This is a genomic window from Hymenobacter sp. BRD128 (assembly GCF_013256625.1).
Lineage (GTDB): Bacteria > Bacteroidota > Bacteroidia > Cytophagales > Hymenobacteraceae > Hymenobacter.
Genome location: NZ_CP053908.1, coordinates 2,932,757 through 2,956,515, shown reverse-complemented (window position 1 = coordinate 2,956,515; position 23,759 = coordinate 2,932,757). Strand labels below are relative to the sequence as shown.

Annotated in this window: 21 protein-coding genes; 1 reads left to right on the top strand and 20 read right to left on the bottom strand. The window is 62.4% G+C overall.

Translation table 11 applies throughout. The annotated features are described in order from the left end of the window. Positions 1-32 precede the first annotated feature (32 nt). Positions 33-989, bottom strand: a complete 957-nt coding sequence (locus GKZ68_RS13115) for a stage II sporulation protein M (protein ID WP_173115520.1) — start codon at positions 987-989, stop codon at positions 33-35. A gap of 105 nt (positions 990-1,094) precedes the next feature. On the opposite strand from GKZ68_RS13115, the gene GKZ68_RS13110 reads away from it, so the two are divergent. Next, entirely contained in the window at positions 1,095-1,802 is a 708-nt protein-coding gene (locus GKZ68_RS13110; protein ID WP_173115518.1) for an RDD family protein, read from the top strand. 222 nt (positions 1,803-2,024) lie between these two features. Here GKZ68_RS13110 and GKZ68_RS13105 read toward each other — a convergent pair whose 3' ends face one another. The 19 genes from GKZ68_RS13105 to GKZ68_RS13015 all read right to left on the bottom strand — a co-directional run bounded on the left by GKZ68_RS13105 (position 2,025) and on the right by GKZ68_RS13015 (position 23,630). Next, positions 2,025-3,584 (bottom strand): RagB/SusD family nutrient uptake outer membrane protein, encoded by a 1,560-nt coding sequence (locus GKZ68_RS13105; RefSeq protein WP_173115516.1) that lies wholly within the window; start codon positions 3,582-3,584, stop codon positions 2,025-2,027. 13 nt (positions 3,585-3,597) lie between these two features. After that, entirely contained in the window at positions 3,598-6,816 is a 3,219-nt protein-coding gene (locus tag GKZ68_RS13100) for a TonB-dependent receptor (protein ID WP_173115514.1), read from the bottom strand. A gap of 316 nt (positions 6,817-7,132) precedes the next feature. Continuing rightward, positions 7,133-8,533, bottom strand: coding sequence for a HAMP domain-containing sensor histidine kinase (locus GKZ68_RS13095; protein WP_173115512.1), 1,401 nt, complete (start codon positions 8,531-8,533; stop codon positions 7,133-7,135). A 177-nt stretch (positions 8,534-8,710) separates the two neighbouring features. Then, positions 8,711-9,397, bottom strand: a complete 687-nt coding sequence (locus GKZ68_RS13090; RefSeq protein WP_173115510.1) for a response regulator transcription factor — start codon at positions 9,395-9,397, stop codon at positions 8,711-8,713. 80 nt (positions 9,398-9,477) lie between these two features. Further along, positions 9,478-10,035, bottom strand: a complete 558-nt coding sequence (locus tag GKZ68_RS13085; RefSeq protein ID WP_173115508.1) for a hypothetical protein — start codon at positions 10,033-10,035, stop codon at positions 9,478-9,480. A gap of 5 nt (positions 10,036-10,040) precedes the next feature. Further along, on the bottom strand, positions 10,041-10,319 hold the full coding sequence (locus tag GKZ68_RS13080; RefSeq protein ID WP_173115506.1) for a hypothetical protein: 279 nt from the start codon (positions 10,317-10,319) through the stop codon (positions 10,041-10,043). A 213-nt stretch (positions 10,320-10,532) separates the two neighbouring features. Next, complete coding sequence (locus tag GKZ68_RS13075; protein WP_173115503.1) at positions 10,533-11,210, bottom strand: energy transducer TonB; 678 nt, start codon at positions 11,208-11,210, stop codon at positions 10,533-10,535. Between the two features lie 67 nt (positions 11,211-11,277). Continuing rightward, positions 11,278-12,825, bottom strand: coding sequence for a carbon-nitrogen hydrolase family protein (locus tag GKZ68_RS13070; RefSeq protein WP_254244281.1), 1,548 nt, complete (start codon positions 12,823-12,825; stop codon positions 11,278-11,280). Positions 12,826-13,122: 297 nt separating this feature from the next. Further along, the gene (locus GKZ68_RS13065; protein ID WP_173115499.1) at positions 13,123-14,262 is read right to left on the bottom strand and encodes a T9SS type A sorting domain-containing protein; all 1,140 of its coding nucleotides are present in this window, start codon (positions 14,260-14,262) and stop codon (positions 13,123-13,125) included. A 78-nt stretch (positions 14,263-14,340) separates the two neighbouring features. Next, on the bottom strand, positions 14,341-15,009 hold the full coding sequence (locus GKZ68_RS13060) for a 3-oxoacid CoA-transferase subunit B (protein ID WP_173115497.1): 669 nt from the start codon (positions 15,007-15,009) through the stop codon (positions 14,341-14,343). Between the two features lie 17 nt (positions 15,010-15,026). Then, the gene (locus GKZ68_RS13055; protein ID WP_173115495.1) at positions 15,027-16,346 is read right to left on the bottom strand and encodes a serine hydrolase; all 1,320 of its coding nucleotides are present in this window, start codon (positions 16,344-16,346) and stop codon (positions 15,027-15,029) included. 53 nt (positions 16,347-16,399) lie between these two features. Further along, on the bottom strand, positions 16,400-17,095 hold the full coding sequence (locus tag GKZ68_RS13050) for a CoA transferase subunit A (protein ID WP_173115493.1): 696 nt from the start codon (positions 17,093-17,095) through the stop codon (positions 16,400-16,402). Continuing rightward, the gene (locus GKZ68_RS13045; protein WP_173115491.1) at positions 17,092-18,303 is read right to left on the bottom strand and encodes a carboxypeptidase-like regulatory domain-containing protein; all 1,212 of its coding nucleotides are present in this window, start codon (positions 18,301-18,303) and stop codon (positions 17,092-17,094) included. Before GKZ68_RS13045 ends, GKZ68_RS13050 begins: the two co-directional genes overlap by 4 nt. 61 nt (positions 18,304-18,364) lie before the next feature. Next, positions 18,365-19,582: a carboxypeptidase-like regulatory domain-containing protein gene (locus tag GKZ68_RS13040; protein WP_173115489.1), complete on the bottom strand. Its 1,218-nt coding sequence runs from the start codon at positions 19,580-19,582 to the stop codon at positions 18,365-18,367. Positions 19,583-19,646: 64 nt separating this feature from the next. Next, positions 19,647-20,597, bottom strand: a complete 951-nt coding sequence (locus GKZ68_RS13035) for a bifunctional riboflavin kinase/FAD synthetase (RefSeq protein WP_173115487.1) — start codon at positions 20,595-20,597, stop codon at positions 19,647-19,649. 30 nt (positions 20,598-20,627) lie between these two features. After that, positions 20,628-21,473, bottom strand: a complete 846-nt coding sequence (gene truB, locus GKZ68_RS13030) for a tRNA pseudouridine(55) synthase TruB (protein ID WP_173115484.1) — start codon at positions 21,471-21,473, stop codon at positions 20,628-20,630. Beyond that, positions 21,470-22,300 (bottom strand): undecaprenyl-diphosphate phosphatase, encoded by an 831-nt coding sequence (locus tag GKZ68_RS13025; protein WP_173115482.1) that lies wholly within the window; start codon positions 22,298-22,300, stop codon positions 21,470-21,472. The genes truB and GKZ68_RS13025 overlap by 4 nt, the downstream gene beginning before the upstream one ends. A gap of 67 nt (positions 22,301-22,367) precedes the next feature. Next, the gene (locus GKZ68_RS21725; RefSeq protein ID WP_217275254.1) at positions 22,368-22,739 is read right to left on the bottom strand and encodes a DUF3098 domain-containing protein; all 372 of its coding nucleotides are present in this window, start codon (positions 22,737-22,739) and stop codon (positions 22,368-22,370) included. A 6-nt stretch (positions 22,740-22,745) separates the two neighbouring features. Continuing rightward, positions 22,746-23,630 carry an ABC transporter permease gene (locus GKZ68_RS13015; RefSeq protein ID WP_173115480.1) on the bottom strand — a complete coding sequence of 295 codons (885 nt, stop codon included), beginning with the start codon at positions 23,628-23,630 and terminating at the stop codon, positions 22,746-22,748. Positions 23,631-23,759 lie beyond the last annotated feature (129 nt).

Genomic DNA, 23,759 nt, shown 5'->3' with positions numbered 1-23,759 from the left:
CAAGCGGGCTAGCGAGCAAAAAAACGAACTAATCAGGCGGCAAGCTCGGCGGCCCGCCGCAGCTGCCAGGGCCGGTACACAAAGTACCACCCAATAAACGCCGCCGAGCTGCCGATGAGCAGCAGACTCACAGCCACGGGCATTTCGGTGTGGCGCGTGAGAAAGCTTTCGATAAAGCCAGCCACGCACAGCACGGGTACAATGCCCAGCGCCAGCTTCAGGCTGTCGCGGGCGGCCAGGCGCAGGCTGTCGCGCCGCGCATAAGTGCCCGGAAACAGCAGCCCCCTGGCCAGCACAAAGCCCGCGCCGCCCGCCAGCACTATCGACGAGATTTCGAGCGTGCCGTGCAGCCACACCGTGAGCAGCGAAGCCAGCAGCACTTTCTGACGGAAGAAAAAGAACTGGAATGCGCCCAGCATCAAGCCGTTGCGAAAGAGCATGAAGGTAGTGCCCAGCCCGCCCGTGATGCCCAGCGCGAAAGTGAGCAGCGCAATCTGCACGTTGTGAATAGTGATTCCTAAAAACATGGGTGCCTCGGGCCCTTGCTTATACACGGCCATCGGGTCGCCGCGCCGGATGTTTTCCAGGGTCTGGTTCACGTAGCCATCGCCCAGCACCACGCGCACAAAGCCATCGTCGTAGGCAGCCGAAAGCGCGCCCACGAGCACGCTCAGCCCAAACACAAACAGCGCCCAGCGCAGCTCGCGGCGGTGGCGGCTCACGGCTAGGGGCAGCTCCACGGCCCAGAAGCGGCCGAAGCGCCCGCCTTCCTCAGGCTTGTTTTTATAGAGCGCCTGGTGCTGGCGGCCGGCCAGCTGGTTGAGGTAGGCGGTGGTGTCCGACTCGGAGTAGAAAGTCTGGGCGTAGGCCAGGTCGTCGGTGAGGGCCACGAAGCGGGCGGCCAGCTCGTCGGGGTCGGCGGCCGGGGCGGGGGTTTCGTAGCGGCGCCAGCGCTCCTGGTTGAGGCGGCGAAAAACGGCTTCACGCATAAAAGAAACAGAAGCGGGTTAGCGGGCGGTGAAGATAGGGGCCGCGCGGCGTTACTTTGCCAGGCCCGGCGGCCCGCTGCGCCGGGGCTTCTTTTCTGCACCCTCATGGCCACGATTCGCGTTCACACTACCCAGAATGTTACCCTAGCCTACGAAGTAGCCAGCGTAGGCGACCGCGTCGCGGCCTCGCTGCTCGACTACCTGCTTTATGGCGTGTGGGCCATGCTGGTAGCGATGGTGGCCGACAAGCTGCACTCGGGCTGGCTCATCTGGTACCTCATCCTGCTGCCCACGGTATTTTATCACCTGGCCTGCGAGATTTTCTTCAACGGCCAGAGCATCGGTAAGAAAGCGCGCGACATCCGGGTAATGCGCCTCGATGGCACGCCTGCCCGGCTCGGCGACTACTTTCTGCGCTGGCTGCTGCGGCCCCTCGAAATATTGCTCACGCTGGGCAGCGTGGCGGCCGTCACCATTCTCCTCAATGGCAAGGGCCAGCGCCTCGGCGACCTGCTGGCCGGCACCACTGTGCTCAGCATGCGCCCCCGCGCCCGCCGCCTGCTGCTGCCCGAAGACGCCGTGCCCGCGGGCTACCAGCCGGTATTCGGCCAGGCCGCCCAGCTCAGCGACCGCGACGTGGCCCTGCTGCGCCAGTTGCTGAGCCGCAGCCTGAAGCAGGAAAATTTTCTGGTGCTGCACGAAACGGCGCTCAAAGTCAAGCACTTGCTGGAAGTGCACAGCGACCTGAACGACGAAGCTTTTCTACGCACCGTGCTACGCGACCATGCCTACCTGGCGGCCGTTGCGCAGTAGCCGGCTAGCCCGCCCCGACCAAGCCTAATAAATAGAAACGACTAGTTCCTGGTGCCAGAGGCTGCTCATTTTTCTGTCCATAATAATCGGTGAGCCGGGTAAGCACTGAGTAAGTAGGGCTTGGTGCGTACCGACCAGCTATAGTTAGTTAGGCTAGGATATAAAAAAGCGGCTTGCCCATTACCAGGCAAGCCGCTTTTAGTAGCTACAGGTGAGCAAGTATTAGTTGCGCGTCATGAGCAGGTTAGCCGCCAATTCAGTAGAGGGAATGGGCCACACGTAAAGCACATTGGTAGGGTCTACCGCTCCTACCGAACCTTTACCCGGGATGGTAGCATCCAGGCGCATCAGGTCCATATTGCGAATGCCTTCGCCCAGAAACTCAATGCGGCGCTCCAGCAGTATTGCGTTGAGAAAGGCAGTTACGGAAGCAAAGTCCGTGGCGAGGTAGGTGGCAACCGGAATAGCGGGGGTAGTGGCGGTGGCGGCGATGGCCGGATTGGAGCGGCCCCGCACGGCGTTGAGCAGGGCGAGGGCCTGGGCGTCAATGGTATTGGTCGAGCGCACGCGGGCCTCGGCTAGGTTTAGTAGCACCTCAGCGTAGCGAATAACCGGCGCTTTATCGGTGTAGGGCGTGCCGGTAGGATACTTAGTCAGGAAATACTCAGTGCCCACTTTTGCCACGAAGTTGGTGCGGCGGTTGTCGGTGCTAAGCCAGCCTGCGTTATTCAGAATGCCGGTAGCCGCCGTGTTCAGGCCATACTCGCCATTGCCCCCTAGCGAAGCGGGCAAATAATAGTAGGCTAGCTGGTTTTGCGTGCCAGGGGTATCCTGAGCGGTAAAGGGAAAGGAGAGGATGCTTTCGGACGTTTCCTGCGGCGCGGCAAACACGGCCGCTACCGTCGAAGCAAGAGCATGGTTTACGCCCGTCGATGCAGTGAAAGGAGCCGTGGCCGACACAATTTTATTGGCTTCCCGAATCACGTCATCGTAGCGGCCCATGCTCAGATATACCCGCGTTTTGAGGGCGATAGCCGTGTTGCGGTGGGCCCGCGTTACGTTCAGCGTGCTGGTGCTTACGCCGTTCTGGCTAGCCGTATACGTGAGCGGCAGGTTCTGCTCGGCGAAGTTGAGGTCCAGAATAATCTGGTCGTATACCTGAGCTACTGTGCTGCGGGCCAAGTCATTGTTACTGCTCAGCTGCATTTCGGCCGTCAGGCGCAGGGGTAGGCCGGGCTTGGAGCCAGCTCCCTCGATGTAGGGACGGGCATAAAGTTGAAGCAGTGAGTAGTAGCAGAGTGCGCGCAGCAGCCGGGCCTCGGCGCGGTAGTTGGTAGCCGTGGCGGCGTAGCCGGTCGGGAAGGGGGCGGCGTTCAGCTTGTCGGCGTTGGCATCGAGGCTAGCCAGGAAGATGTTCACCTGGTTGATGGCCGCGTAGCCATAGCCCCAGGTGTTAATTACGTCGTTCTGCGACGTTTCCGACTCGGTGTGGTTCCACACGCTTAGGCCGGTTACCGAGTTGGAAGTGCGGTTGATGAAGTCGTTGGCCCGAATGTCGCCATAAATCTGGTAGCGGCCTCCCAAAAAGCCCCCGGTCTTTACGTAGCTATATAAGCCATTAACCTGGGCTAGCACCCGCGAGGGTGTGTCGAAGGCCTGCGCGGGCAGCAGATACGTGACGGGTACGGGCTCAAGCAAAGCCTTTTGACAGGAAAAAGCCCCCAGTGCCAGCGCGACCGTGCACACGGCCGTCGAGAAACGATTCTTTAATACTGATTTCATAAATAACAGGCGCTTAGAAAGTAACGTTGAGGCCGGCCGTGTAGGTGCGGGCCTGGCCCACCGAGTTGCGGTCGACGCCGGGGGCCGTGTTATTGGCACCGTTGGTCGAAACCTCGGGGTCGATACCCGAGTAGCGGGTCACGAGGGCCGCGTTCTGCACCTGCACATACACGCGGGCGTTGCTGAGCTTTACATGGGTCAGCAGCTCCGAGGCGAAAGTGTAGCCTAGCGACACGTTGCGCAGGCGGGCAAAGTCACCCTTCTCCACATTTTGCGACATCACGATGGTCGAGCCGTTCGATACGTTGTCGCCGTACACCACGCGCGGGTACTTGGCATTAGGCGTTTCAGTAGGCGAGGTCCAGCGCTGCAGAATGTCGGTCTGGTTGTTCCAGAAACGCTGGTCGTGCAGGCCCGACTTGGTGCCGTTGTAGATATAGTTGCCGCCCGAGTACTGGATGAAAATGCCCAGGTCGAAATTCTTGAAGCGGAACGTGTTGTCGAGGCCGCCATACCAGGTAGGCAAGGTGGGGCCGAAGTAAATGCCGTCGGTGAGCTGGGTAGGGCCGGTGGTGTTGGTGCCGTCCGATACCTTGGTCCAGCCCGTCGAGCCGGCACCCGTAGTGCCCAGGTGGTTGTACTGCACCACCGTACCATCGGCCTTGAGAATCATGCGCTGGCCATTGAGTGGGTTCACGCCCATGTCCTGCACGGCCAGAATAGAGCCGATGGAGCGACCCACGGTGGTATAATTCGAGGTTTCGAGGCCCGAGGTGGCCGTGCCAATGCGCTGGTCGTCGGTCAGCAGCGACAATACGCGATTTTTGAGCGTCGTCAGGTTGCCGGTTACTGTCCAGGAAAATGCCTTGTTCTGAATGGCATTAAAGCGCAGGTTCACTTCGATGCCTTCGTTGCGCATCGAACCTACGTTGGCCGGGATGGAGTTGCCGAGCGTGCCCGCGCCGTTGATGTTCGGAATGCCGCGCGAAGGGGCCTGTGGCACGTCTAGAATCAGGCCATCGATGGTGCTGCGGTAGTAGCCTACATCACCCGTGAGGCGGCTTTGCAGCAGCCCAAACGACATGGTGACATCGGTTTTCTTGCTAGTTTCCCACGATAAGTTGGGGTTGCCGACCGACGTGAGGTAGAACGTGCCGCTATTGCCATACAAGGCCGAGCCATAGAGCTGCTGCGAGGCATAGTCGAAAATGCCCTGGTTGTTGCCCACACTACCATAGCTGCCCGTAAATTTCAGAAAATCAAAGGTGTGAGCAAACAAGCTATTCTTCCAGAAGTCTTCTTCCGACACCACGTAGCCTAGCGAGGCGCCGTAAAAATTACCCCACTTCTGCGCCCAGGCCGAGTAGCCATCGCGGCGCACGTTAAGGGTAGCCAGGTACTTGTGCGCGTAGCTGTAGTTGAAGCGCCCGAAGAACGAAGCCAGGTAGTTAGCCCCCTGCGAGTTACCCGAGGCGGCGATATTGATGTAGTTGCCCTGGAAAGTGGTGAAGAAAGGGTCGGCCACGGCCGTGCGGGTGGCGCCCCAGCGCTGAGTTTCGGTGTACTGCTGCTCATTGCCCAGCAACAGCGAAACGCTGTGGTTTTCGCCAAACGTATGGTCGTACTGGATGGTATTCTGCCAGTCCCAGCGCTTGTTAGTGCGGTAATAGTCGCTGGCTGAGCCTTGAGTGGAGAAACCGTCGCCGGCTAGGGAAGTATAGTACGACTTATCCTCAAAATTTAAGTTATCAATGCCATAAGTGGTTCGCAGGTGCAGGTCCTTAACAATTTCCAGGTCTGCGTATAAGCTACCCTGCACCTGATTGCTTTCGGAGGTAAACGAGTTATTATTCAGGTCAACTACCGGGTTATAGTAGCCCGGCAGCAGAGGCGAGCCCGTAGTTGGGTTGATATTGGGGCCCGCCCCAATGCCCGCGCCACTGGTGTTGTAGGTGCCATCCGCGTTGTAGGGCGAGATGTTGGGCGGCAGAACTAGTGGCAGGCGGCCCAGGCCACCCGTGCCAAAGGCCCCATCGGCTACCGAGCCCGAGTTAGGCGCCGAGTTATACGAGTTGGAGTAGTTGACGCGCACACCCACCGAGAGGCGGTCAAGTACCTTCTGGTCCACGTTGAGGCGGGCCGAGTAGCGGCGGAAGTCGTTGCGCACTAGCATCCCCTTCTGGTTGGTGTAGCCCACCGAGGCATAATAAGTGGTTTTGTCGGTACCGCCCGAGAAGTTCAGGTTGTGATTGCTTGATAACCCGGTGCGGTAGATGTAGTCGTACCAGCGCGTGTCAACAGTATTGCCGTTGGCATCGGTGGCTAGCTTAAAACCCTCTACGTTGGTGGCAGCGGCCCCAATAGCCGCGCGGTTAGCATTCAGGTTGCGCACCGCCTCGTTCTTAATGTTGACATAGTCCTGCGCACCCAGAATGCTATACAGGCGCACCGGGCGGGTTACACCGGCCCAGGCATCGTACGAAAGATGCGACTGGCCTTTGCGGCCCCTCTTGGTCGTAATTAGAATGACGCCGCCGTTAGCTCGCGAGCCGTAAATAGCGGTAGCAGAAGCATCTTTCAAGACCTCTACGTTCTCAATATCCTCGGGGTTGATGTTGGCCAGCGGGTTGTTGGGCACGCTGCCTACGGCCGAGCTATTGCCGCTGTAGGTAGGAATACCATCGATAACTACTAGTGGCCCTGAGCTAAGCGCGATAGAATTGGCCCCGCGAATACGAATAACCGGCGGGTTATTAAGTACCCCGTTGGGCGTGGTGATATTTACACCCGATGCCCGACCCTGCAAGCCTTGGTCGAAGCTCTGCACCGGAGTAGCGGCAATAGCATTGCCCTTGACCGTCGCTACCGAGCCCGTGAGGTCGCGCCGCGATTGCGTTCCGTAGCCCACTACTACTACTTCATCAAGCCCGGCTTGGGCAGAAGCCAGCGTTACGTTCACCGTCGACTGACTGCCGATGGCTACTTGCTGGCTTTCGTAGCCCACGTAGGAGATAACCAGGGTAGTAGCCGAAGCGGGCACCTGAATGTCGAAGTGCCCATCGGCGTTAGTAGAGGTGCCGAGCGATGTGCCCTTCACCAGCACCGTAGCGCCCGGAACGGTAGCGCCATCGGCGCCTTTTACCGTGCCCGACACGGCACGGGTCTGGGCGTGCAAGTCGCGCGCTCCCAGCACCAAAACAATGGCTGAGAGGGGAAGTAAGTGTTTTCGCATATGTTAAAAAAAGATGGTGAAATGGTGAACAGGCTGGGCGAATATACTGGGCTATATTGAATGCCACTGCGCTCAATGCATAATAAATCCTGGTTTTGCTGATAATCAGTCTACTGTTAAAAGCAAGGTTGGACTAAAAGCTGACAGCTAGCGCCAGAGAAGTAGGCTGACAATTGTTTTTTAATAAAATTATTATAATTAAACGTTTTATAATTAAATTATTATTTGAAAATCTGCCTGCTGTTTAACGCAATTCTGGTTCGTTATTGGTAGATAATGCCTAGCCTTTTGCCTGGGACCAGCTGACTAGTGGGCCCTACGCCGGGCCCTGCACCCGCGCCACCAGCAGTTGCCCCACCTCAGCCAGCTGTAGCCCAAGCCCCAGGCCCTGGGCCAGCCGCCCGGCTATCCAGAGGCCCAGGCCGGTGCCGGGGGCCAGCGGGTCGGCCTGGTACCAAGCCGTAGTGAGCTGGGCCAGGCGCGAACCCAGCGGGGTAGTCAGGGTGTTTTCGACTTCTAGCAGGGGGCCGTGACGCGCCGTGGAGGCTAGCAGCCGCAGCGTTACCGGGGTGCCCGGCGCACCATACTTGCGGGCATTATCAAGCAGGTTGAGCAGGATGGTAGTGAGCTGGTCGGGGTCGGTGCGCACAACTAAGCTAGCGGGGGCAGCTTCGTCGGGCAGTATAATGATGAGCCGGTGGCCGGCGGCCCGAAAGCGTGGTAACTCGCGGTCGGCCAGGGCCAGCACCAGCTCATCGAGGGCCACCGCCGGGCGCCGGGCGGGCAGGGCAGCGCCCGCACCCAAGCGGCCTACCAGTAGAAAATCATCGACCAGGCGGGCCAGGCGGGCCAGCTCGGCATCGTGGCCAGCCAGGGCCGCGCGGGTAGTGGCGGGCAGGCTAGGGTCGCGGCCGCTCACGTCGAGGCCGGTTTGCAGGGTGGCTAGGGGAGTGCGCAGCTCGTGGGCGGCGGCGGCCAGAAAATTGGCCTGGGCCGTGGCCTGCTCGGCTAGCCGGGCCAGCAGTTGGTTGAGGGTTTCGGCCAGCTCCTGCACTTCGTCGCCAGTGGCGGGCACGGGCAGCGGGGCAATATCCTGCGCCTGCTGAATGCGCCGCGCCTGCGCCGCCATGCGCCGCAGCGGCCGCAGCACGGCGCCCGCCACCAGCGGCGCCAGCAGCGCCGCCAGCACCAGGCTGCCCGCCAGGCCCAGCAGCAGCGTGCGCTGCACCCGCCCCAGCGCGGTAGCGAGCGGGGCCGCCGGGTGCCCTAGCCATAAAGTAAGGCGGCCAGTAGCGGCGGCATTGTCGGCGCCGGGGCCGGGCGGCGCGGCGGGGCGGCTCACCGCCACCACCCGGTGCTGCGGCCCCAGCACCGCGCCGGGGCCGTCGGGCGGCGGCAGGGCTAGCCCTGGCCCGGCCGGAAACTGCGCCGACCGAAACAGCTCGTGTGCCGGCTGGCCGGCTTCGGCAAAAGCCACGCGCATTACCTCGCCGCGCTGGTCGGGCAGGGGCAGGGTGGGCAGGGGGTCGAGGCTGACGCGGCTTAGCAGCTCCTGGGCGCGGGTGCGCAGCAGGGCATCGTCGGCGTGGGTGAGCTGGCGGCGCAGGCTGCGGTATTGGTAGCTGCCCGCCACCAGCGTGGCTAGCCCCAGCACCAGCCCAAATACCAGCAGCAGCTGCCCGCGCAGGCCCAGCCGCCACCGCGGCGAGAAAGGCACGGCAGTACTTCGCGAATCAGCCAACTCATTATTCATAGCGCAACTACGGGGTCAGTAGATGGGGCGGGCTGCCGACGAAAAGCCGGCAGCCCGCTTGATATGCTTCGACTAACGCTACCGGCTGCGGGCTGACAGCCGGCAGCCCGCACCGTATTCCAACTCCGAAGTTGCGGTAACTTATACCTCATAATTCCTCAGCCGGTAGCCCTGGCCGATAACGGTTTCGAGCAGGACTGGGGCCGGGGCAAAATCGCGGTCCAGCTTGCGCCGCAGCTGCGAGATGTGCACCTCAATCACGTTCGAACCCATGTCGTAGTCCACGTCCCACACCTTTTCGGCCAGGCGGGTTTTGCTCACTACCCGGCCCGCGTTGCGCAGCAGTAGTTCCAGCACTGCAAACTCGCGGTTGGTGAGGCTGATGACCCGGCCGGCGCGTGTGACTACGCGGCCCAGCGGGTCGAGCACCAGGTCGGCCAGGCGCAGGGCCTCGGCCCCGGCCGGCCCGGCCGTTTTGCGCCCGATGATGTGCAGGCGGGCCAGCAGCTCATCAAAGGCAAAGGGCTTGCGCAGGTAATCCACGGCGCCGGCTTCGAGGCCGCTTACTACGTGGGTGCTGTCCGTCAAAGCACTCACGATGAGCACGGGTGTAGTGATGCCAAACTCGCGCAGGTTGCGCAGCACGTCGAGGCCGCTCTGGCCGGGTAGCATCAGGTCGAGCAAAATGGCGTCGTAGGGGGTGGTGGCGGCGCGCTCCAGGCCCTCGGGGCCGGTGGCGGCCACGTCGGCCACGTGCCCGGCCTGCACCAGGCCCTGCTGCATAAAGCCGGCCAGCCGGGCTTCGTCTTCGACAACGAGAATACGCATGAAAGGAAAGATAATTGGTCTGAAGCCCAAAACGTCAGCCAGAATATTCTGGCTGACGTTTGTTGCTAAGTTATTGAGGGCTAGCGGACCAGGTATTTATTGCCACCGAGCGTCAGCGTTTCGGCCCGCACGATGCGCACGGGGGTGGTGCGGGCCATTGCCTCGCCGGGGTGAGCCGCGCGCAGGGTGCCGGTGGCTTCGAGGCTAGCCCCGGTAGTGAGCTTATCGGCGAGTTGCTCCACGGCGCGGGGCGGTAACTGCAAAATACTCTGGTCGCTGAGCACGAGGCTCCTGACTTCGCCGCGCGGTCCGCGCCGCAGCTCCCGAATGGTGCCGCGCACGGTAGCGGCCTCTTCGGTGGGCGGCGTGGTGGGGCGTACCGGCGGGGTGTCGCGCACGGTTTGGCCGCCGCTGGCCAGGCTCACAAAGTGAAAGTGGCTGCGGCCATCGGGCCCGGCCTGGCGGAAGCCCGTCACCGTCACGGTGCTGCCAGCTTTTACGGCCGAGGTCAGCTGCTGGCCAAGGTGGCGCGGAAAGTGGATGGTATCGGGAGCGGCGCTGCCCTCGGGGCGCAGCACAAAGGCGTCGTACACCTGCTCATCATTGCGGGCCTGGTAGCTGGCTAGCGTGCCGCGCACATCGCTCAGCACCTGTACCTGGCCCCCGCGCGGGCCATCGGGGCCACCCTTGGGGCCTTTGGGACCGTGCCCGCCGCGAGGGCCGCCGGCGGGCGGGGGGGCGGGCCAGCGAGGCCACCGGCGGGCGGGGCCATGCCGGGGGCGGGGAGCGGGGCTGCTGTGGCCGCCTTCGCGTTTTTAGCCGACTTGGTTTTGGTTTTCACCACCGTTTGCTGGGCGTGAGCGGCGGGGCCGGCTAGCAGCAGGGCAGCCAGCAAAGCCACCGCAGAAAAGGACTTTTTCATAAAACTGAGAAGAAAATTAGGAGTAGTAAGCTGTGCGTCGGCGGACTCCGGTTGCCCTTTCGACGCTACAAAATTTCCATCGCTCCCTGAGGCCCGGCTTAAGCTTACATTAATTTTTCTTCAGCCCGTAGTGGCTAGCCAGCATTTCCCTATCACACGGAGCCAGCGTCAGTAGTAACATACTTCTGATTAGCAAGTGGCGGGAAGCAGACCCTAGCGCCGCCCGCTCCGCTCTACGCCAACCGCCGTCACCTCTACCACATCGGTGAATGGCCCTGAACTGGCATGATTTGGTAGGGCAGGCGCCAGGTCGGCGGCGCTACGCGCCAGCTTCATACTAAAATGCACCAGCAGATAAAACCGTGCGGCCCGTGCCTGCCCCTGGTAAATGGCCGGAATCCAGTGGTCGGGCAGTTGGTTGAACACTCGCCATACCTCCTGGGTGCAAGCCGGCAGGGGGCTGCTTACGACGGTATAATCGGTGGTATGGCCATTGGGCTGCACCACGTAGGATAGCAGCACATCGCCCTGTTTTTGTTGTTGCAGAGCGTCTATTGGGTAGCGGAGGGCTTTTTGCAGGGCCTCGCGGCGACCAGCCCGGCTGCCCAGCAGCCCTGGCGGCCGGGTGGGGTGCACTAGCTGCCAGGTATCGCCGATGCGCAGCTCGTAGCGGGCCGTATCGGGGCGGCGGTAGCTGATGCGGCTCGAATCATAATTCATTCGCAGCGCCAGCTGGCCAGCCTCTTCAAAGTACTCCCAGCTCCCCGTGGGCTGGCTATTGGTACGCGTGCCGTGCTCAAACTTATTGACAACCCGCTCGGCCTGTGCCAACGCCGCGTGGCCAGAAATAAGTAAGCCGGTAGTAAGTACGAAGCAGATAGGTAGATGCATGAAAAAGGCCGCCGGCATATATGCCGGCGGCCCCTAATATAAATGAAATTCAGTATAGAGCCGGCGGCTAGCCGGCGGCCATCGCCTTGCGGCGGCCGGGCTTCACAGCGGGTTGGCGCTCCTCGCCCTGGGCGAGCAATTCTTCGTCGCGCTCGGTTTTCTTGGCAATCCAGCTCACCGAGTACAGGTCCTTGCGGCGGTCGCGCAGGTTGCGCACGGCCCCGCTGCTGTTCAGGTCTTTGAGCAGGTCGAGGTCGAGGTCGGCGATGAGGGTCATCTCCGTATTGGGCGTGGCCTCGGCCACGATGGCATCGTGCGGGAAGGCGAAGTCGCTGGGGCTGAACACGGCCGACTGCGAGTACTGAATGTCCATATTCTCGACGCGCGGCAGGTTGCCCACCGAGCCGGTAATGGCCACGTAGCACTCGTTTTCGATGGCCCTAGCCTGGGCGCAGATGCGCACGCGCTGGTAGGCGTTCTTGGTATCGGTCCAGAAAGGCACGAACAGAATTTTCATGCCCTCGTCGCTCAGAATACGCGACAGCTCCGGAAACTCTACGTCGTAGCACACCAGGATGCCGATTTTGCCAAAGTCGGTGTCGAAGCACTTGATTTTGTCGCCGCCGCGCATGCCCCAGTAACTGGCCTCGTCGGGCGTCACGTGCAGCTTATACTGCTCGTCTACGGTGCCGTCGCGGCGGCACAAGTAGCTCACGTTGTAGAGTTTGCCATCCTCATACACCGGCATCGAGCCCGCGATTACGTTGATGTTGTAGCTCACGGCCAGCTCCATCATGCGCACCTTGATGGGCTCGGTGAAGGCCGCCATACCCCGAATGGCCGCCGAGGCCGACTCCTCATTGGTCAGCGCCATCATCGGGGCGTTGAAAAACTCGGGAAACAGCACGCAGTCAGCCTTGTAGCCGCTCACCGTATCTACGAAAAACTCGATTTGCTGGAAGAAGTCCTCCAGGCTCTTGGTGGCGCGCATCTGCCACTGCACAATGCCGAGACGCACATTCGACTTCTGGTTGCCGATGAGCTTATCAAATTCCTCATCATAATACACATTAATCCACTCTAGCAGCGTGGCGTAAGCCTTTGACTCTGAGTCATAAGGCAGGTAGCCGCGAATGATTTTGCGCACGTAAAACTCGTTCGAGAGCTGGAACGTGAGGATGGGGTCGGTGAGCTCCTTGTTGCGCACCATCTCCACGTACTTGGCGGGCGTCATCTCGCCCGCGTACTGCGCATAGCCGGGAATGCGGCCGCCGGCCACCATGGCGCGCAGGTTGAGGCTCTCGCACAGCTCCTTGCGGGCGTCGTAGAGGCGGCGGCCCAAACGAAGGCTGCGGTACTCGGGGTCCACGAACACGTCGACGCCGTAGAGCGTGTCGCCCTCCGCATCGTGGGTGTCAAACTTGCCGTTACCGGTGATTTTGGCGTAGGTGTGCTTGTCGCCAAACTTGCTGTAATCCACGATAATAGCCAGCGCGGCGGCCACTACCTGGCCGTTGTCCTCAATGCAAATCTGGCCTTCGGGAAACTTGCGCAGCAGGGCGGCAAACTCGTCGGCCGTCCAGGCGCCCTCCATGTTGGAGTACACCTTTTCCATAATGGCTTTGATGGCCTTGAAGTCGGCGCGCCGCAGCTGGCGCAGCACCAGCTTGTGGGCCGGCACGGCGGTAGGCGTCAGGCGCTCGTCGAGGGCCGCCAGGGCGGGGCCTAGCTTATTGCCTTTTTTGTGATGGTGGGCGCCGCCGGGGGCAGCTTTACCATTAGAAGAAGTAGCCATAGGAAATAAAAAAATCGAACCGGATAATGGGCCTAGTCAAAATTACCCCCGAAAAAACCCACTGGCTAGCCGCCAGCGGGAAGTATACCTGCTAAACGGGCAGACGGGCGCGCATGTTTACTGCCGCACCACGCGGCGTGTGGCCGTACCCTGGGCCGTTTGCACCGTCAAAAGCAGCACGCCCCGGAATGGGCCGAAGGTGGCGGCATCGAGCGTGAGCACCCCGCCAGGGGGGCTAGCGAAGGTTTGGGTGAAAACCTGCCGGCCCAGTAAGTCGGCGCCCGAAACGGTGAGCAGCCCGCTGCCGGCCGGCACGGCCAGCCGCAGCGCCGTGCCCACGGCCGAGGGGTTGGGGTAGGGGCTGAGCCCGACTCCGGTGGCGGCGTCGCGGGTGGCCAGCCGGATAAAGCGTCGGAAAATGTCGCGGTATTCCACGGCCGTCACTACCTCGCTACCCGCCACGGTGGTTGTGGTGATGGTAAGCACCGGCACGTGCACGCCCTTGGCCAGCCACTTATACGCGCGCACCAGCGGCAGCGTGAGGCCCTGGCCCGGTGCGCCACCCACGGCCAGGCTGTCGTGGTCGGCCAGGGTCGTGACGAGGCGCACGGCTTGGAACGTGCCGAAGGGCGTGGTAATAGTGCCCCAGGCATCGGGCTGGTTGGTGCGCCGGCGCTTCTGGCTGAAGTAGCCATTGCCAGCCAGGGCTAGCGGCGTGGTCAACAGCGAGTTGCTCACATCGGCCGCGCTGGCGAAGCTGATGGGGAAGCAGTAGATAACGTCCTGCTGGGCTTTGCTGGCGTAGGTGACCGGCACGGCCGTGCCGCTGATGGTGCCGCCGTAGCCCACCAGCCGGTAGTCGGCGCTCGACACGGCCGAAAACTCCAGCGGGTTGCTGATGGGCAGCGTGCCCGCCGCGGCGGGCAGGCCCTGCGGCGACACCAGCGTGGCCCGCGTATCGGGGCTGAACAAGGCGTTGTTGAAGGTGAACTGCAAGAGCGGGCCGGGGGCGCTGCTCACGTCATTGTAGCGCAGCACGCGCTGCGCGGTGGCCACCAGCCCCGAGTAGTCCCAGGTCTGGCTAGCCCCGCTGCGGGCCAGGGGCGGGGCACCAGCCGGTAGTACCGGGCTAGCCTGGCTCAGGCGCAGTGAGTCGCCCACCGCCGGCATATCGGCCGCCGTGATATTGGGCGAGGTTTGGGCCAAGGCAGGGCTAGCCAGAAAGGCAAGCGGCAGGAGTAGCGAGTGGCGAAGCATAGGCGGGCGAGCTTACAAGTTGAGTTTCAACCCAAATCTAACCCCGCCCCATAAGTTCTGCGCGCTGGCTCGGCTACTTTATACGCCCGTCATTTCGGGCACTGCCTCATCGGGCAAGGGTACCACGAGCTTACCGGCCGTGGCCGCCCGAATCTGGGCCACGCTCACGCCGGGGGCGCGCTCGCGCAGCACAAAGCCGTCGGGCGTCACGTCGAGCACGGCCAGCTCGGTCACGATTTTCTTTACGCAGTGCAGGCCCGTGATGGGCAAAGTACAGTTGGTGAGTAGCTTGCTGGAGCCGTCGCGGGCCACGTGCTGCATGGCCACGATGATATTCTTGGCCGAAGCCACGAGGTCCATCGCGCCGCCCATCCCCTTCACCATCTTACCCGGAATCTTCCAGTTGGCAATGTCGCCGCGCTCGCTCACCTCCATCGCACCCAGGATGGTGAGGTCCACGTGCTCGCCGCGAATCATCCCAAATGAGTCGGCCGACGAGAAAATCGACGAGCCCGGCAGCGTGGTTACCGTCTGCTTGCCGGCATTGATAAGGTCGGGGTCTACCTCGGCCTCCGTCGGAAACGGCCCCATGCCGAGTAGTCCGTTCTCGCTTTGCAGCTCCACATTGATGCCGGCCGGAATGTAGTTGGCCACCAGCGTCGGAATACCGATGCCGAGGTTGACGTAAGAGTTGTTTTCTACTTCTTGGGCAATGCGCCGGGCAATGCCGTGTTTGTCGAGGGCCATGGGTGGGAAAGGAAGAATTAGTACTTAGCGGCCTGGCGCCTGGCCAGGGCCGCGTACACGGCCTTGCGGAAGCGGGGTACCAGGTCGGGCGTGTTATTGTGCGGAAATTTCTGGGTGTAGAGCAGCACCACGAGGTGCTCCTTGGGGTCTACCCAATAGTCGGTACCAAAGGCGCCGCCCCACTCGTAGCTGCCCACCGACTGCCCGGTCTGGGCCGCGCCGGCCGGCGTCACGATGCTGAAACCCAGCCCAAACTTGTTGAGCCCCTGGTTTACGTCGCCAATCTGGTTCTGCGTCATCAGGTCTACCGTACTGGGTTTCAGCAGGCGGTGGCCGCCGTAAGTGCCGCCGTTCAGCATCATTTGCAGAAAGACGGCGTAGTCGTCGATGGTTGACGACAGCCCACCGCCGCCCGAAAAGTAGGTGCCCGCCTGGTTGGGAAAGTCGGGCCGCAGGTTCAGCATCCCCGCGGTCGGCATGGGTACGGTGCGGCCCTGGTACTCGGTGTAGAGCGGCACGAGGCGGCTTTGCCGGTCGGCGGGCAGGTAGAAATAAGTATCGCGCATGCCCAGCGGCTCAAACACGTGGGCGCGCAAATATTGGTCGAGCGGCTGCCCGCTCAATACCTCAATGAGGCGGCCCAGCACATCCACGCTCAGGCCGTAGGTGAAGCGCTTGCCGGGCTGGTTCATCAGCGGCTGGTGGGCCAGCGCGTCGATGGCCGGGGCTAGGGTGCCCGCCGGCGAGCCCACCCCCGACGGCACGTGCGCCTTGGCATAAATGGCCCGCGCCTCGGCCGAGCCGATGACGGCGTAGCCGATGCCGGAAGTATGCGTCAGCAGCTGCCGGATGGTAATTTCGCTGCGCGCCGGCACGGTCGTAAACGTAGTGTCCTTGGCGTTGAAGCTAGCCAGCACCCGCGGGTGGGCAAAGGCCGGCAGGTACTTCGAGATGGGGTCGTCGAGCTGAAACCTGCCCTGGTCGTAAAGCTCCATCAGGCCCACGCTCGTGATGGCCTTGGTTTGGGAGGCAATGCGCTCGATGGCGTCGGGGTGCAGGGGAATTTTAGCTTGGGCATCGGCGTAGCCGAAAGCTTTGCGGTACACTACTTTGCCATCGCGGGCCACGAGGGCGATTACGCCCGGTAGCCGGCCATCGGCCACGTAGCCTTGCAGCACCTGGTCTAGCTGCGCCAAGGCCTCGGGGCTGATGCCCACGCTGGCGGGCGCCGCCGCCGGTAGCATCACGGAGGTGGGCGCCGCCGGCTGGGCCAATGCCGGGGCCACGGCGCCTGTGCCGCCGAGCACCAGCAGCAAGGCTAGGATTCTGTTCTTCATACCGGTTATTTATAAAACTCTGCTGCTTAAAATTTGCTGCCTGAATGGGTAGCTTAGGCGCGCACCGTGCGCTGCTCGATGCGCTTCTCGTAGTGCCGGCCCTGAAAAATGCGCTGCACGAAGATGCCCGGCGTGTGAATCTGGTTGGGGTCAAGCTCGCCGGCGGGCACCAATTCTTCCACTTCCGCCACGGTGATTTTGCCGGCCGTGGCCATCATGGGGTTGAAGTTGCGGGCGGTGCCCTTGTAGATAAGGTTGCCGGCGGTGTCGCCCTTCCAGGCTTTTACGAAGGCAAAATCGGCGGTGAGGCCCGTTTCGAGCAAGTACATCTTGCCGTTGAATTCGCGGCTTTCCTTGCCTTCGCCTACTTCGGTGCCGTAGCCGGCCGGCGTGTAAAAGGCCGGAATGCCCGCCCCGCCGGCCCGGCAGCGCTCGGCCAGGGTGCCCTGCGGAATCAATTCTACCTCCAGCTCACCGGCCAGCAACTGGCGTTCAAACTCGGCATTTTCGCCCACGTAGCTCGAAATCATCTTGCGTACCTGCCGCTTCTGGAGCAGCAGGCCAATTCCGAAATCATCGACGCCCGCGTTGTTGCTGATGCAGGTGAGGTCTTTCACGCCGAGGCGCAGCAGCTCCTGAATGGCGTTTTCGGGAATGCCGCAGAGGCCGAAGCCGCCGAGCATCAGGGTCATGCCGTCGGCCAGGCCCGCTAGGGCCGCCTGGGCGTCGGCCACAGTTTTGGTTATCATGGGTGGGAGGTGAGGACAGGCGGGAGGTAATTGACGGGCAAAAATTCACCCATTTTTTCGAAACCCCAGTACTCGTCGGTGAATACGGCCAGCGGATTTGCCAGTTGGCCATTGGGTTCGATTTCTACTTCGGGCTGCAGCAGTATCAGCTGCGACACCTGCCGGTCCGGGGGGGGCGCGGCACCGGGGGCAAACGGCGGGGCTGCCGGGCGGTAATTGGCATCGGGGCCGGCCAGCAGATACGTTACCTGCAAGTAGTCGCGAAAACGTAAAAATACCCGCCGGCCGCCGGGGGCTACCCGGCGCAGGCTGTCGAGGTGGCGCGGCGCGGTATAGAGCAAAGCAAAACTCGGTGGCACCCGCGCCCAGCGGAAAAGAGAGTCTTGCTCGGCGGCCGAGTAGGCGCGGTGCTGCCGCAGCAGCGCCTTGCGCAGACTGTCGGCGTGGGCAAAGCGCGGGTTAGTCACGATGCGCAGCCGCCGCGCCACGAAGCCCTGGGCAGTCAGCTGGCTATCGCGCACGCTGCGCAAAAAGTGGGTGAGCGAGCCCCGGTACGCCCGCACGCGGTTGGCCTGCCAGAGGCGGCGCTGGCGTTCCGAGCGGGGCGTCATCTCCTCAAAAACCGGCTGGCCGTAAAACGTAATGACCTGCTGGGTAAAATTGGTTTTGAACCGCAGGCCGTAGTACTTCACGCGGTAGCCCAGCGCCTCATTATCGACCTGCACAAACTTGTAGGCCGAGGCAGTAAGCTCGTTGGCCTTGGGGTCGAAGTCGAGCAGCACATCGTCGGGGTTGGCAATGCGGCACTGGCGCGAAAAGCTGCTGCGGCCCAGAAACAATTCCGTAAACTTCTGGTAGTCGCTAGCGCGGTTGGGGTTGGGGCGCACCACTACCTCGCCGAGCTGGCTGGCGGCCGGGGCTAGCCGCAACGTCAGCTGCTGGGGCGCCGGGCCTACCAGAACGGTCTGGCGGGCGAGCCGGTAGCCCACGTAGGAGGCCACTACCTCGTAGGTGCCGGCCGGCACGCTGGGAAACGCAAACGTGCCCTGCTCAGTAGTCGTCACCCCGAGCGTGGTATTGGCCAGAAACACGCTGGCAAAGGCCAGCGGCTGGTGCGTCACGGAATCTTGCACCACGCCCGTGAGGCGGCCCTGGCCCAGCGCCAGCCCCGGCAACAGGAAGCAGAAAAAGGCCAGTACCGTGCGCATTGCGCAAGCATGTACCCAGGAGGGCCGGCAAAAGTTGCCCGCTAGCCAGCTGGCGGCGCGGCTACTTGGCTAGGGCGGGGGCTAGCGTGGGCGGCTGGTAGTCGAGCGGCAGAAACTCGCCGATTTTCTCGAAGCCCCAGTACTCGCCGGTCGAGACGTCGGCCGGGTTGCGCAGCGTGCCGTTGGGGCGGATTTCGGCCTCGCGGGTTTGCAGGCGCAGGCGCGATACCTCGCGCTGGGCCGGGTAGGGCTGCTTGCGCGGCTCGGGGCCCAGCGTAGCCATTGGGGTCGTGTAGTTGGGGTCGGGCGCCTCGCCAAAGTGCGCCACTTGCAGCTCGCCCGTGAAGCGCAGGTACACGTGGCCGTCGGCCACGCGGCGCAGGCTGTCGAGGGGCCTGGCCGCGGGGTAGAGGGTGGCAAACACCGGCGTGAGGCGGCCCAGCACTTCGAGCGAGTCCTGCTCGGCATCGGTAAGCGAGCCGGCCGGGCGGTGCTGCAAGGGCTCCAGCCGGTTAAAGCGCTTGTTGGGAGTGAGGCGCACCTGCTGGGCCAGGAAGCCATTGGCCCGCAGCTGGCCAGCGTACACGCTGCGCAAAAAATGCGGAAACGAGCCGATGTAGGCCACCGCGCGGTTGGTTTCCCACTGCCGCTGCTGGGCGGCGTCGCGGGGCGTCATTTCCTCAAACACCGGCGAGCCGCTGAAGGCAATAAAGTCCGTGTCGGGGTTGTAGGTGAAGAACATGCCGAAGTACTTGAGGCGGTAGCCCAGCGCCTCGTTTTCGACCTGCACAAAGTTTTTGGCCGCCGCCGTCAGCTCCTTGGTCGAGTCGTTGGTATACACCACGATATCCTTCGGGTTGGTGATGTGGCACTGCTGCGAAAACGTGCTTTCGCCCAAAAAGAAAGTGCTGAATTTCTTGAAATCCTCCTCGCGGTGGGGGTTGGCCTGCACTACTACCTCGCCTAGCTGCGGCCCGGCCGAGCCTAGCAAAAAGGTAAGCTGCTGCAGCGCCGTGCCCTTCCCAATGGTAATTACTTGCTTGCTAAGCCGGTAGCCCACGTAGGTACCCACCGCCTCGTAAGTGCCGGCCGGCACCTTCGGAAACTCGAACCGGCCCTGGTCGTCGGTCGTGGCCCCGAGCGTGGTGTTGGCCAGAAACACGCTGGAAAACGCCAGCGGCTGGTGGGTGGCCGAGTCTTGCACCACGCCGCTGAGGCGACCCTGCGCCAGGGCTAGCCCCGGCAATAAGAAGAGAAGAAAGGCGAGTGTTTTGTGCATAAAAAAGGTAGGTAGTAGCCCGGCGGGTTAGCGGCGCGTTGCAATAGTCAGGCCGAGGACTAGCCTACACCGCCAGCGCCGCGCGGGTGGCCTGCGCATCGAGCGCCAGCTGCGCCGTGAGGGCGGCCAGGCCGTCGTACTTCTCCTCACCCCGCAGCCAGGCAACGAATTCGAGCGTTAGTAATTGCCCGTACAGGTCGCCGCTGAAGTCAAGCAGGTTAACCTCAATAGTTTGGGCTAGCCCCGCGCCGATGGTGGGCCGCACCCCGATGCTGAGCATGGCCGGGTGCCGGGTGCCCGCCGCTGTAGTGGCCCACACCGCGTAAATGCCCTGCGCGGGCACCAGCTTCAGTTTTTCGGGCACGTCGAGGTTGGCCGTGGGGTAGCCGATGGTGCGGCCCAGCTGCTGGCCCGTCACTACCAGGCCCGTCACGGGGTAATAATAGCCCAGGTAGGCGGTGGCGGTGGCCACGTCGCCGGCCCGCAGCGCTTTGCGAATGCGGGTGCTGCTCACGCCCACCGCGTCTACGTCCTGCCGCGGAATCTCTTCTACGGTGAAGCCGTAGCGCGCGGCGTGCCGGGTGAGGTAGTCGAAGCCGCCCTCGCGGTTTTTGCCGAAGCGGTGGTCGTAGCCGATAACCAGGTGTTTGGCGCCGACCGTTTTAAGCAGTAATTCCTGGATGTACTGCTCGGAGGTCCATTCGGCGAACTCGCGGGTAAACGGCATCACCAACAGGTAATCGACGCCAAACTCGGCCAGCCGGGCCACGCGCTCGTCCAGAGTATTAAGCAATTGCAGTTCCAGCAGCTCGGGGTGCGAGGGCGGCGGGCCCAGCACCAGGCGCGGGTGCGGCCAGTAGGTAATTACCACGGCTTGCCCGCCCACCGCATCGGCTACCTGCCGCAGCCGCGCCAAAATGCGCTGATGCCCCCGGTGCACCCCGTCGAAAGTGCCGCTCGTGACTACCGCATTGGCCAGGGCCGGAAAGTCGGCAGGGTCAGTAATAACAACCATAGACCGCAGATTAGCTACGCTGAACTTCGTTTAGGTAGGCTCGGTGGATGAATGTTGTGCCGGCCCGAACTGTCCGGTTTGCTGGGCGGCGTAGTAGTCGAGGCCCACGCGCGCCACGCGGGTGCGCTCGCGGCGCGGGCGGTCGCCAGAGTGAGCCCCGGCCTCGGTGCCAGGCACCGTTTCGGGGCGGGGCGGGCGCAGGGCCTGCACCTCGGCCACCGTCCAGGCGTCGGCCAGCCGGTACTCGCCGATGCGGGTGCGCACCAGGCGCGTGAGGTGAGCCCCGCAGCCCAGCGCCGCGCCCAGGTCGCGGGCCAGGCTGCGGATGTAGGTGCCCTTCGAGCAGACCACCCGAAAATCAACCTCCGGCAGCGCAACGCGCGTGATTTCAAACGCTTTAATCTCGACCGTTTTCGACTTGATAACTGCTTCCTCACCCTTGCGGGCCAGCTCGTAGGCGCGCTGCCCGTCTACCTTCACCGCCGAGAATAGCGGCGGCGTCTGCTCGATTCTACCCAGAAATGTGGCGGCGGCGGCCCGGATTTCTTCCTCCGTGAGGTGGGCGCAGGGCTGCTCGCTATCCACTGGCGTTTCGAGGTCGAAGCTCGGCGTGGTCTGGCCTAGCCGGAAGGTGCCTTCATACTCTTTTTCCTGGGCCTGAATCTGGTCTATCTCCTTGGTTTTCTTGCCAGTGCAGAGGATAAGCAGGCCGGTGGCCAGCGGGTCGAGGGTGCCGGCGTGGCCGATTTTGCGCGGGCGCAGCGTGTTTTTCACCTTGCGCACCACGTCGAACGAAGTCCAGGTCAGCGGCTTGTCGAGCAGCAGCACTTCGCCCTGCTCGAAGTCAAAGTCAGCCAGCTGTTTTTTTTCACTCATACCAGTTGCAGGTTAAGGCCCAGCGCCAGCATAGCCAGCAGCAGCCCGCCCACGATGATGCGGTAGATGCCAAACGCCCGGAAGCCGTACTTCGTCACGAAGCCTACGAAAAGCCGGATGGCCAGCAGCGCCACTACGAAGGCCACCACGTTGCCGAGCAGCAGCAGCTTCACTTCCTCGCCCGAAAACAAATGCCCTAGCGTGATGCCCTGAGTATGCGCTTCTTTGTAGTAATCGTAAATATCCTTCACGGCCGCCGCCGCCATCGTGGGCATAGCCAGGAAAAACGCAAACTCGGCCGCCGCGCGGCGCGTCAGCTTCTGGGTGAGGCCGCCGATGATGGTGGCCGCCGAGCGGCTCACGCCCGGCACCACGGCCAGGCACTGAAACAGGCCGATGACAAAGGCCTTTTTCCAACTCGGGTTCGTGACGGGGTGGCCGCCGTGCTGCGGGTCTTCCTGCGGAAACCACTTGTCCACAAACAGCAGCACGATGCCGCCGAGCAGCAGCATTACGGCCACGGTTGTTACCGATTCGAGCAGCGCGTCGATGTGCTTTTTGAGGGCTAGCCCCACCACCACGATGGGCAGAAACGCCACCAGCAGCTTCAGGTAAAAATCGAAGCTCTGAAAAAAGCGCTTCCAGTACACCACCAGCACCGACAGAATGGCCCCGAGCTGAATCACCACCAAGAACAGTTTCACAAAAGGCGTGGCCGTAATACCCAGCAGCTTGGAGGCAATAATCATGTGGCCGGTGCTGGAAACGGGTAGAAACTCGGTGATTCCTTCCACGATGGCCAGTAAGAGGGCCTGCCAGTAAGTCATTGTTTAGTAATTAGTTGTGTGCAATTGCTTCGCAGGCTCGCAATGAACAGGGGGGAATAAACCGACCCTAGCCGGGACGCTTATAAGCGGGTTTGGCCGGGCGCGGCGCCGCCGGGGTGGGCGTAGGCGCGGCGGCCGACGGGCCGGGCACCTGCAGAGCCAGCGGCTTAAACTCATCGGCCACGGGCGCAGCTGCAGCGGGTGCTACCGGCGCCAGCTCGCTAGGGTTGCTGCGCACCATAATGGCCGCAAACTCAATCACGAAGCCCACAAACAGCAAAATAGGCCCCAGCGTGAGGCCCAAAAAGCCTTCGCCATAGTCGGCCTTGTCGAGCATCATGGTGATGAAGCCCACGGCCAGCACAGCCAGGCCGAGCCACATCAGGCGGAAGTTGCGGGGGCCGAAGGCGAAGCGCGGGGCCGGAGTAGTTGGTTGCATAGCAGGTTAATAAAGCTCGTCGAGCGATACGTTCAGGTATTTATTCACCGCCCAGTACGAGCTGAGAAAGCCGATGGCCGTGCCCAGCGCCAGCACGCCCAGCAGCAGCAGGCCGATGAGGTGGTCGTCGCGCAGCAGGCGCAGCTGCGCAATTTCGAGGTAAGCATATTGCAGCAAGCTCAGCAGGAGCAGCGCGGCCAGAAAGCCGCTGGCTAGCCCCTGCCAGGTAGCCCGCCTGATAAATGGCTGCCGGATAAAGAACCGCGTGGCGCCTACCAGTTGCATCGAGCGAATGAGCAGCCGCTGCGAAAACATGGCTAGCTTAATCGTATTGTTAATCAGAATAACCACTACCAGCACCAGCACCGCCGCAAAGCCCAGCAGCAGCAGGCTCACCCTGGCCAGGTTTTGGTTGATGCTGGTAAAGAGGCTTTTGGGGTACTGCACCTCAAACACGCCGCGCTGCTGGCTCAGGCTGCGGCCCAGTAGGCGCAGGTGCGTGGTATCGGTGTACTCAGGCTTGATTTTGAGGGCGTAGGCGTCGCGCAGCGGGTTATCATCCAAGAAGCTGTGAAAATCTTCGCCGGTGGTTTCGAGGAGCTGGCGGGCGCCTTCCTCCTTGCTCACGAAGCGCACCTGCGGGCGGCCACCTACCTCGGCCACGTAGGGCTGGTGTTCGAGGTCCTGTTGCAGGCGCAGCAGCTCGGTTTCGGGCAGGTTACGCTCCAGGTACACCTGCACCTCCAGGTTTTCGCGCACTTGCTCGCTCAGCTTATGCGCGTGCAGCAGCAGCAGGCCAAATAACCCGATGACAGTCAGCGCCAGCGTGATGCTGAACACCACCAGCAGGGTAGGGTAGGAGCCGAGTTTCTTTTTGCGGGGCCGGGCCATAGGGGCGCAAAGGTACGCTTGGCTTTAACTGGAACGACACCTTATATCGTCTGTCATTGCGAGTCTGCGCAGCAGTTACCCCCAAACGACCCTGGTAGAACGACTGGCGCGGGTATCGTTTCGGTGCGA

What these genes read in the sequence shown, in the direction of transcription:
- GKZ68_RS13115 (WP_173115520.1), bottom strand. Translation starts at nt 989, where the DNA reads ATGCGTGAAGCCGTTTTTCGCCGCCTCAACCAGGAGCGCTGGCGCCGC.
- GKZ68_RS13110 (WP_173115518.1), top strand. Translation starts at nt 1,095, where the DNA reads ATGGCCACGATTCGCGTTCACACTACCCAGAATGTTACCCTAGCCTAC.
- GKZ68_RS13105 (WP_173115516.1), bottom strand. Translation starts at nt 3,584, where the DNA reads ATGAAATCAGTATTAAAGAATCGTTTCTCGACGGCCGTGTGCACGGTC.
- GKZ68_RS13100 (WP_173115514.1), bottom strand. Translation starts at nt 6,816, where the DNA reads ATGCGAAAACACTTACTTCCCCTCTCAGCCATTGTTTTGGTGCTGGGA.
- GKZ68_RS13090 (WP_173115510.1), bottom strand. Translation starts at nt 9,397, where the DNA reads ATGCGTATTCTCGTTGTCGAAGACGAAGCCCGGCTGGCCGGCTTTATG.
- GKZ68_RS13080 (WP_173115506.1), bottom strand. Translation starts at nt 10,319, where the DNA reads ATGAAAAAGTCCTTTTCTGCGGTGGCTTTGCTGGCTGCCCTGCTGCTA.
- GKZ68_RS13075 (WP_173115503.1), bottom strand. Translation starts at nt 11,210, where the DNA reads ATGCATCTACCTATCTGCTTCGTACTTACTACCGGCTTACTTATTTCT.
- GKZ68_RS13070 (WP_254244281.1), bottom strand. Translation starts at nt 12,825, where the DNA reads ATGGAAAAGGTGTACTCCAACATGGAGGGCGCCTGGACGGCCGACGAG.
- GKZ68_RS13065 (WP_173115499.1), bottom strand. Translation starts at nt 14,262, where the DNA reads ATGCTTCGCCACTCGCTACTCCTGCCGCTTGCCTTTCTGGCTAGCCCT.
- GKZ68_RS13060 (WP_173115497.1), bottom strand. Translation starts at nt 15,009, where the DNA reads ATGGCCCTCGACAAACACGGCATTGCCCGGCGCATTGCCCAAGAAGTA.
- GKZ68_RS13055 (WP_173115495.1), bottom strand. Translation starts at nt 16,346, where the DNA reads ATGAAGAACAGAATCCTAGCCTTGCTGCTGGTGCTCGGCGGCACAGGC.
- GKZ68_RS13050 (WP_173115493.1), bottom strand. Translation starts at nt 17,095, where the DNA reads ATGATAACCAAAACTGTGGCCGACGCCCAGGCGGCCCTAGCGGGCCTG.
- GKZ68_RS13045 (WP_173115491.1), bottom strand. Translation starts at nt 18,303, where the DNA reads ATGCGCACGGTACTGGCCTTTTTCTGCTTCCTGTTGCCGGGGCTGGCG.
- GKZ68_RS13040 (WP_173115489.1), bottom strand. Translation starts at nt 19,582, where the DNA reads ATGCACAAAACACTCGCCTTTCTTCTCTTCTTATTGCCGGGGCTAGCC.
- GKZ68_RS13035 (WP_173115487.1), bottom strand. Translation starts at nt 20,597, where the DNA reads ATGGTTGTTATTACTGACCCTGCCGACTTTCCGGCCCTGGCCAATGCG.
- truB (WP_173115484.1), bottom strand. Translation starts at nt 21,473, where the DNA reads ATGAGTGAAAAAAAACAGCTGGCTGACTTTGACTTCGAGCAGGGCGAA.
- GKZ68_RS13025 (WP_173115482.1), bottom strand. Translation starts at nt 22,300, where the DNA reads ATGACTTACTGGCAGGCCCTCTTACTGGCCATCGTGGAAGGAATCACC.
- GKZ68_RS21725 (WP_217275254.1), bottom strand. Translation starts at nt 22,739, where the DNA reads ATGCAACCAACTACTCCGGCCCCGCGCTTCGCCTTCGGCCCCCGCAAC.
- GKZ68_RS13015 (WP_173115480.1), bottom strand. Translation starts at nt 23,630, where the DNA reads ATGGCCCGGCCCCGCAAAAAGAAACTCGGCTCCTACCCTACCCTGCTG.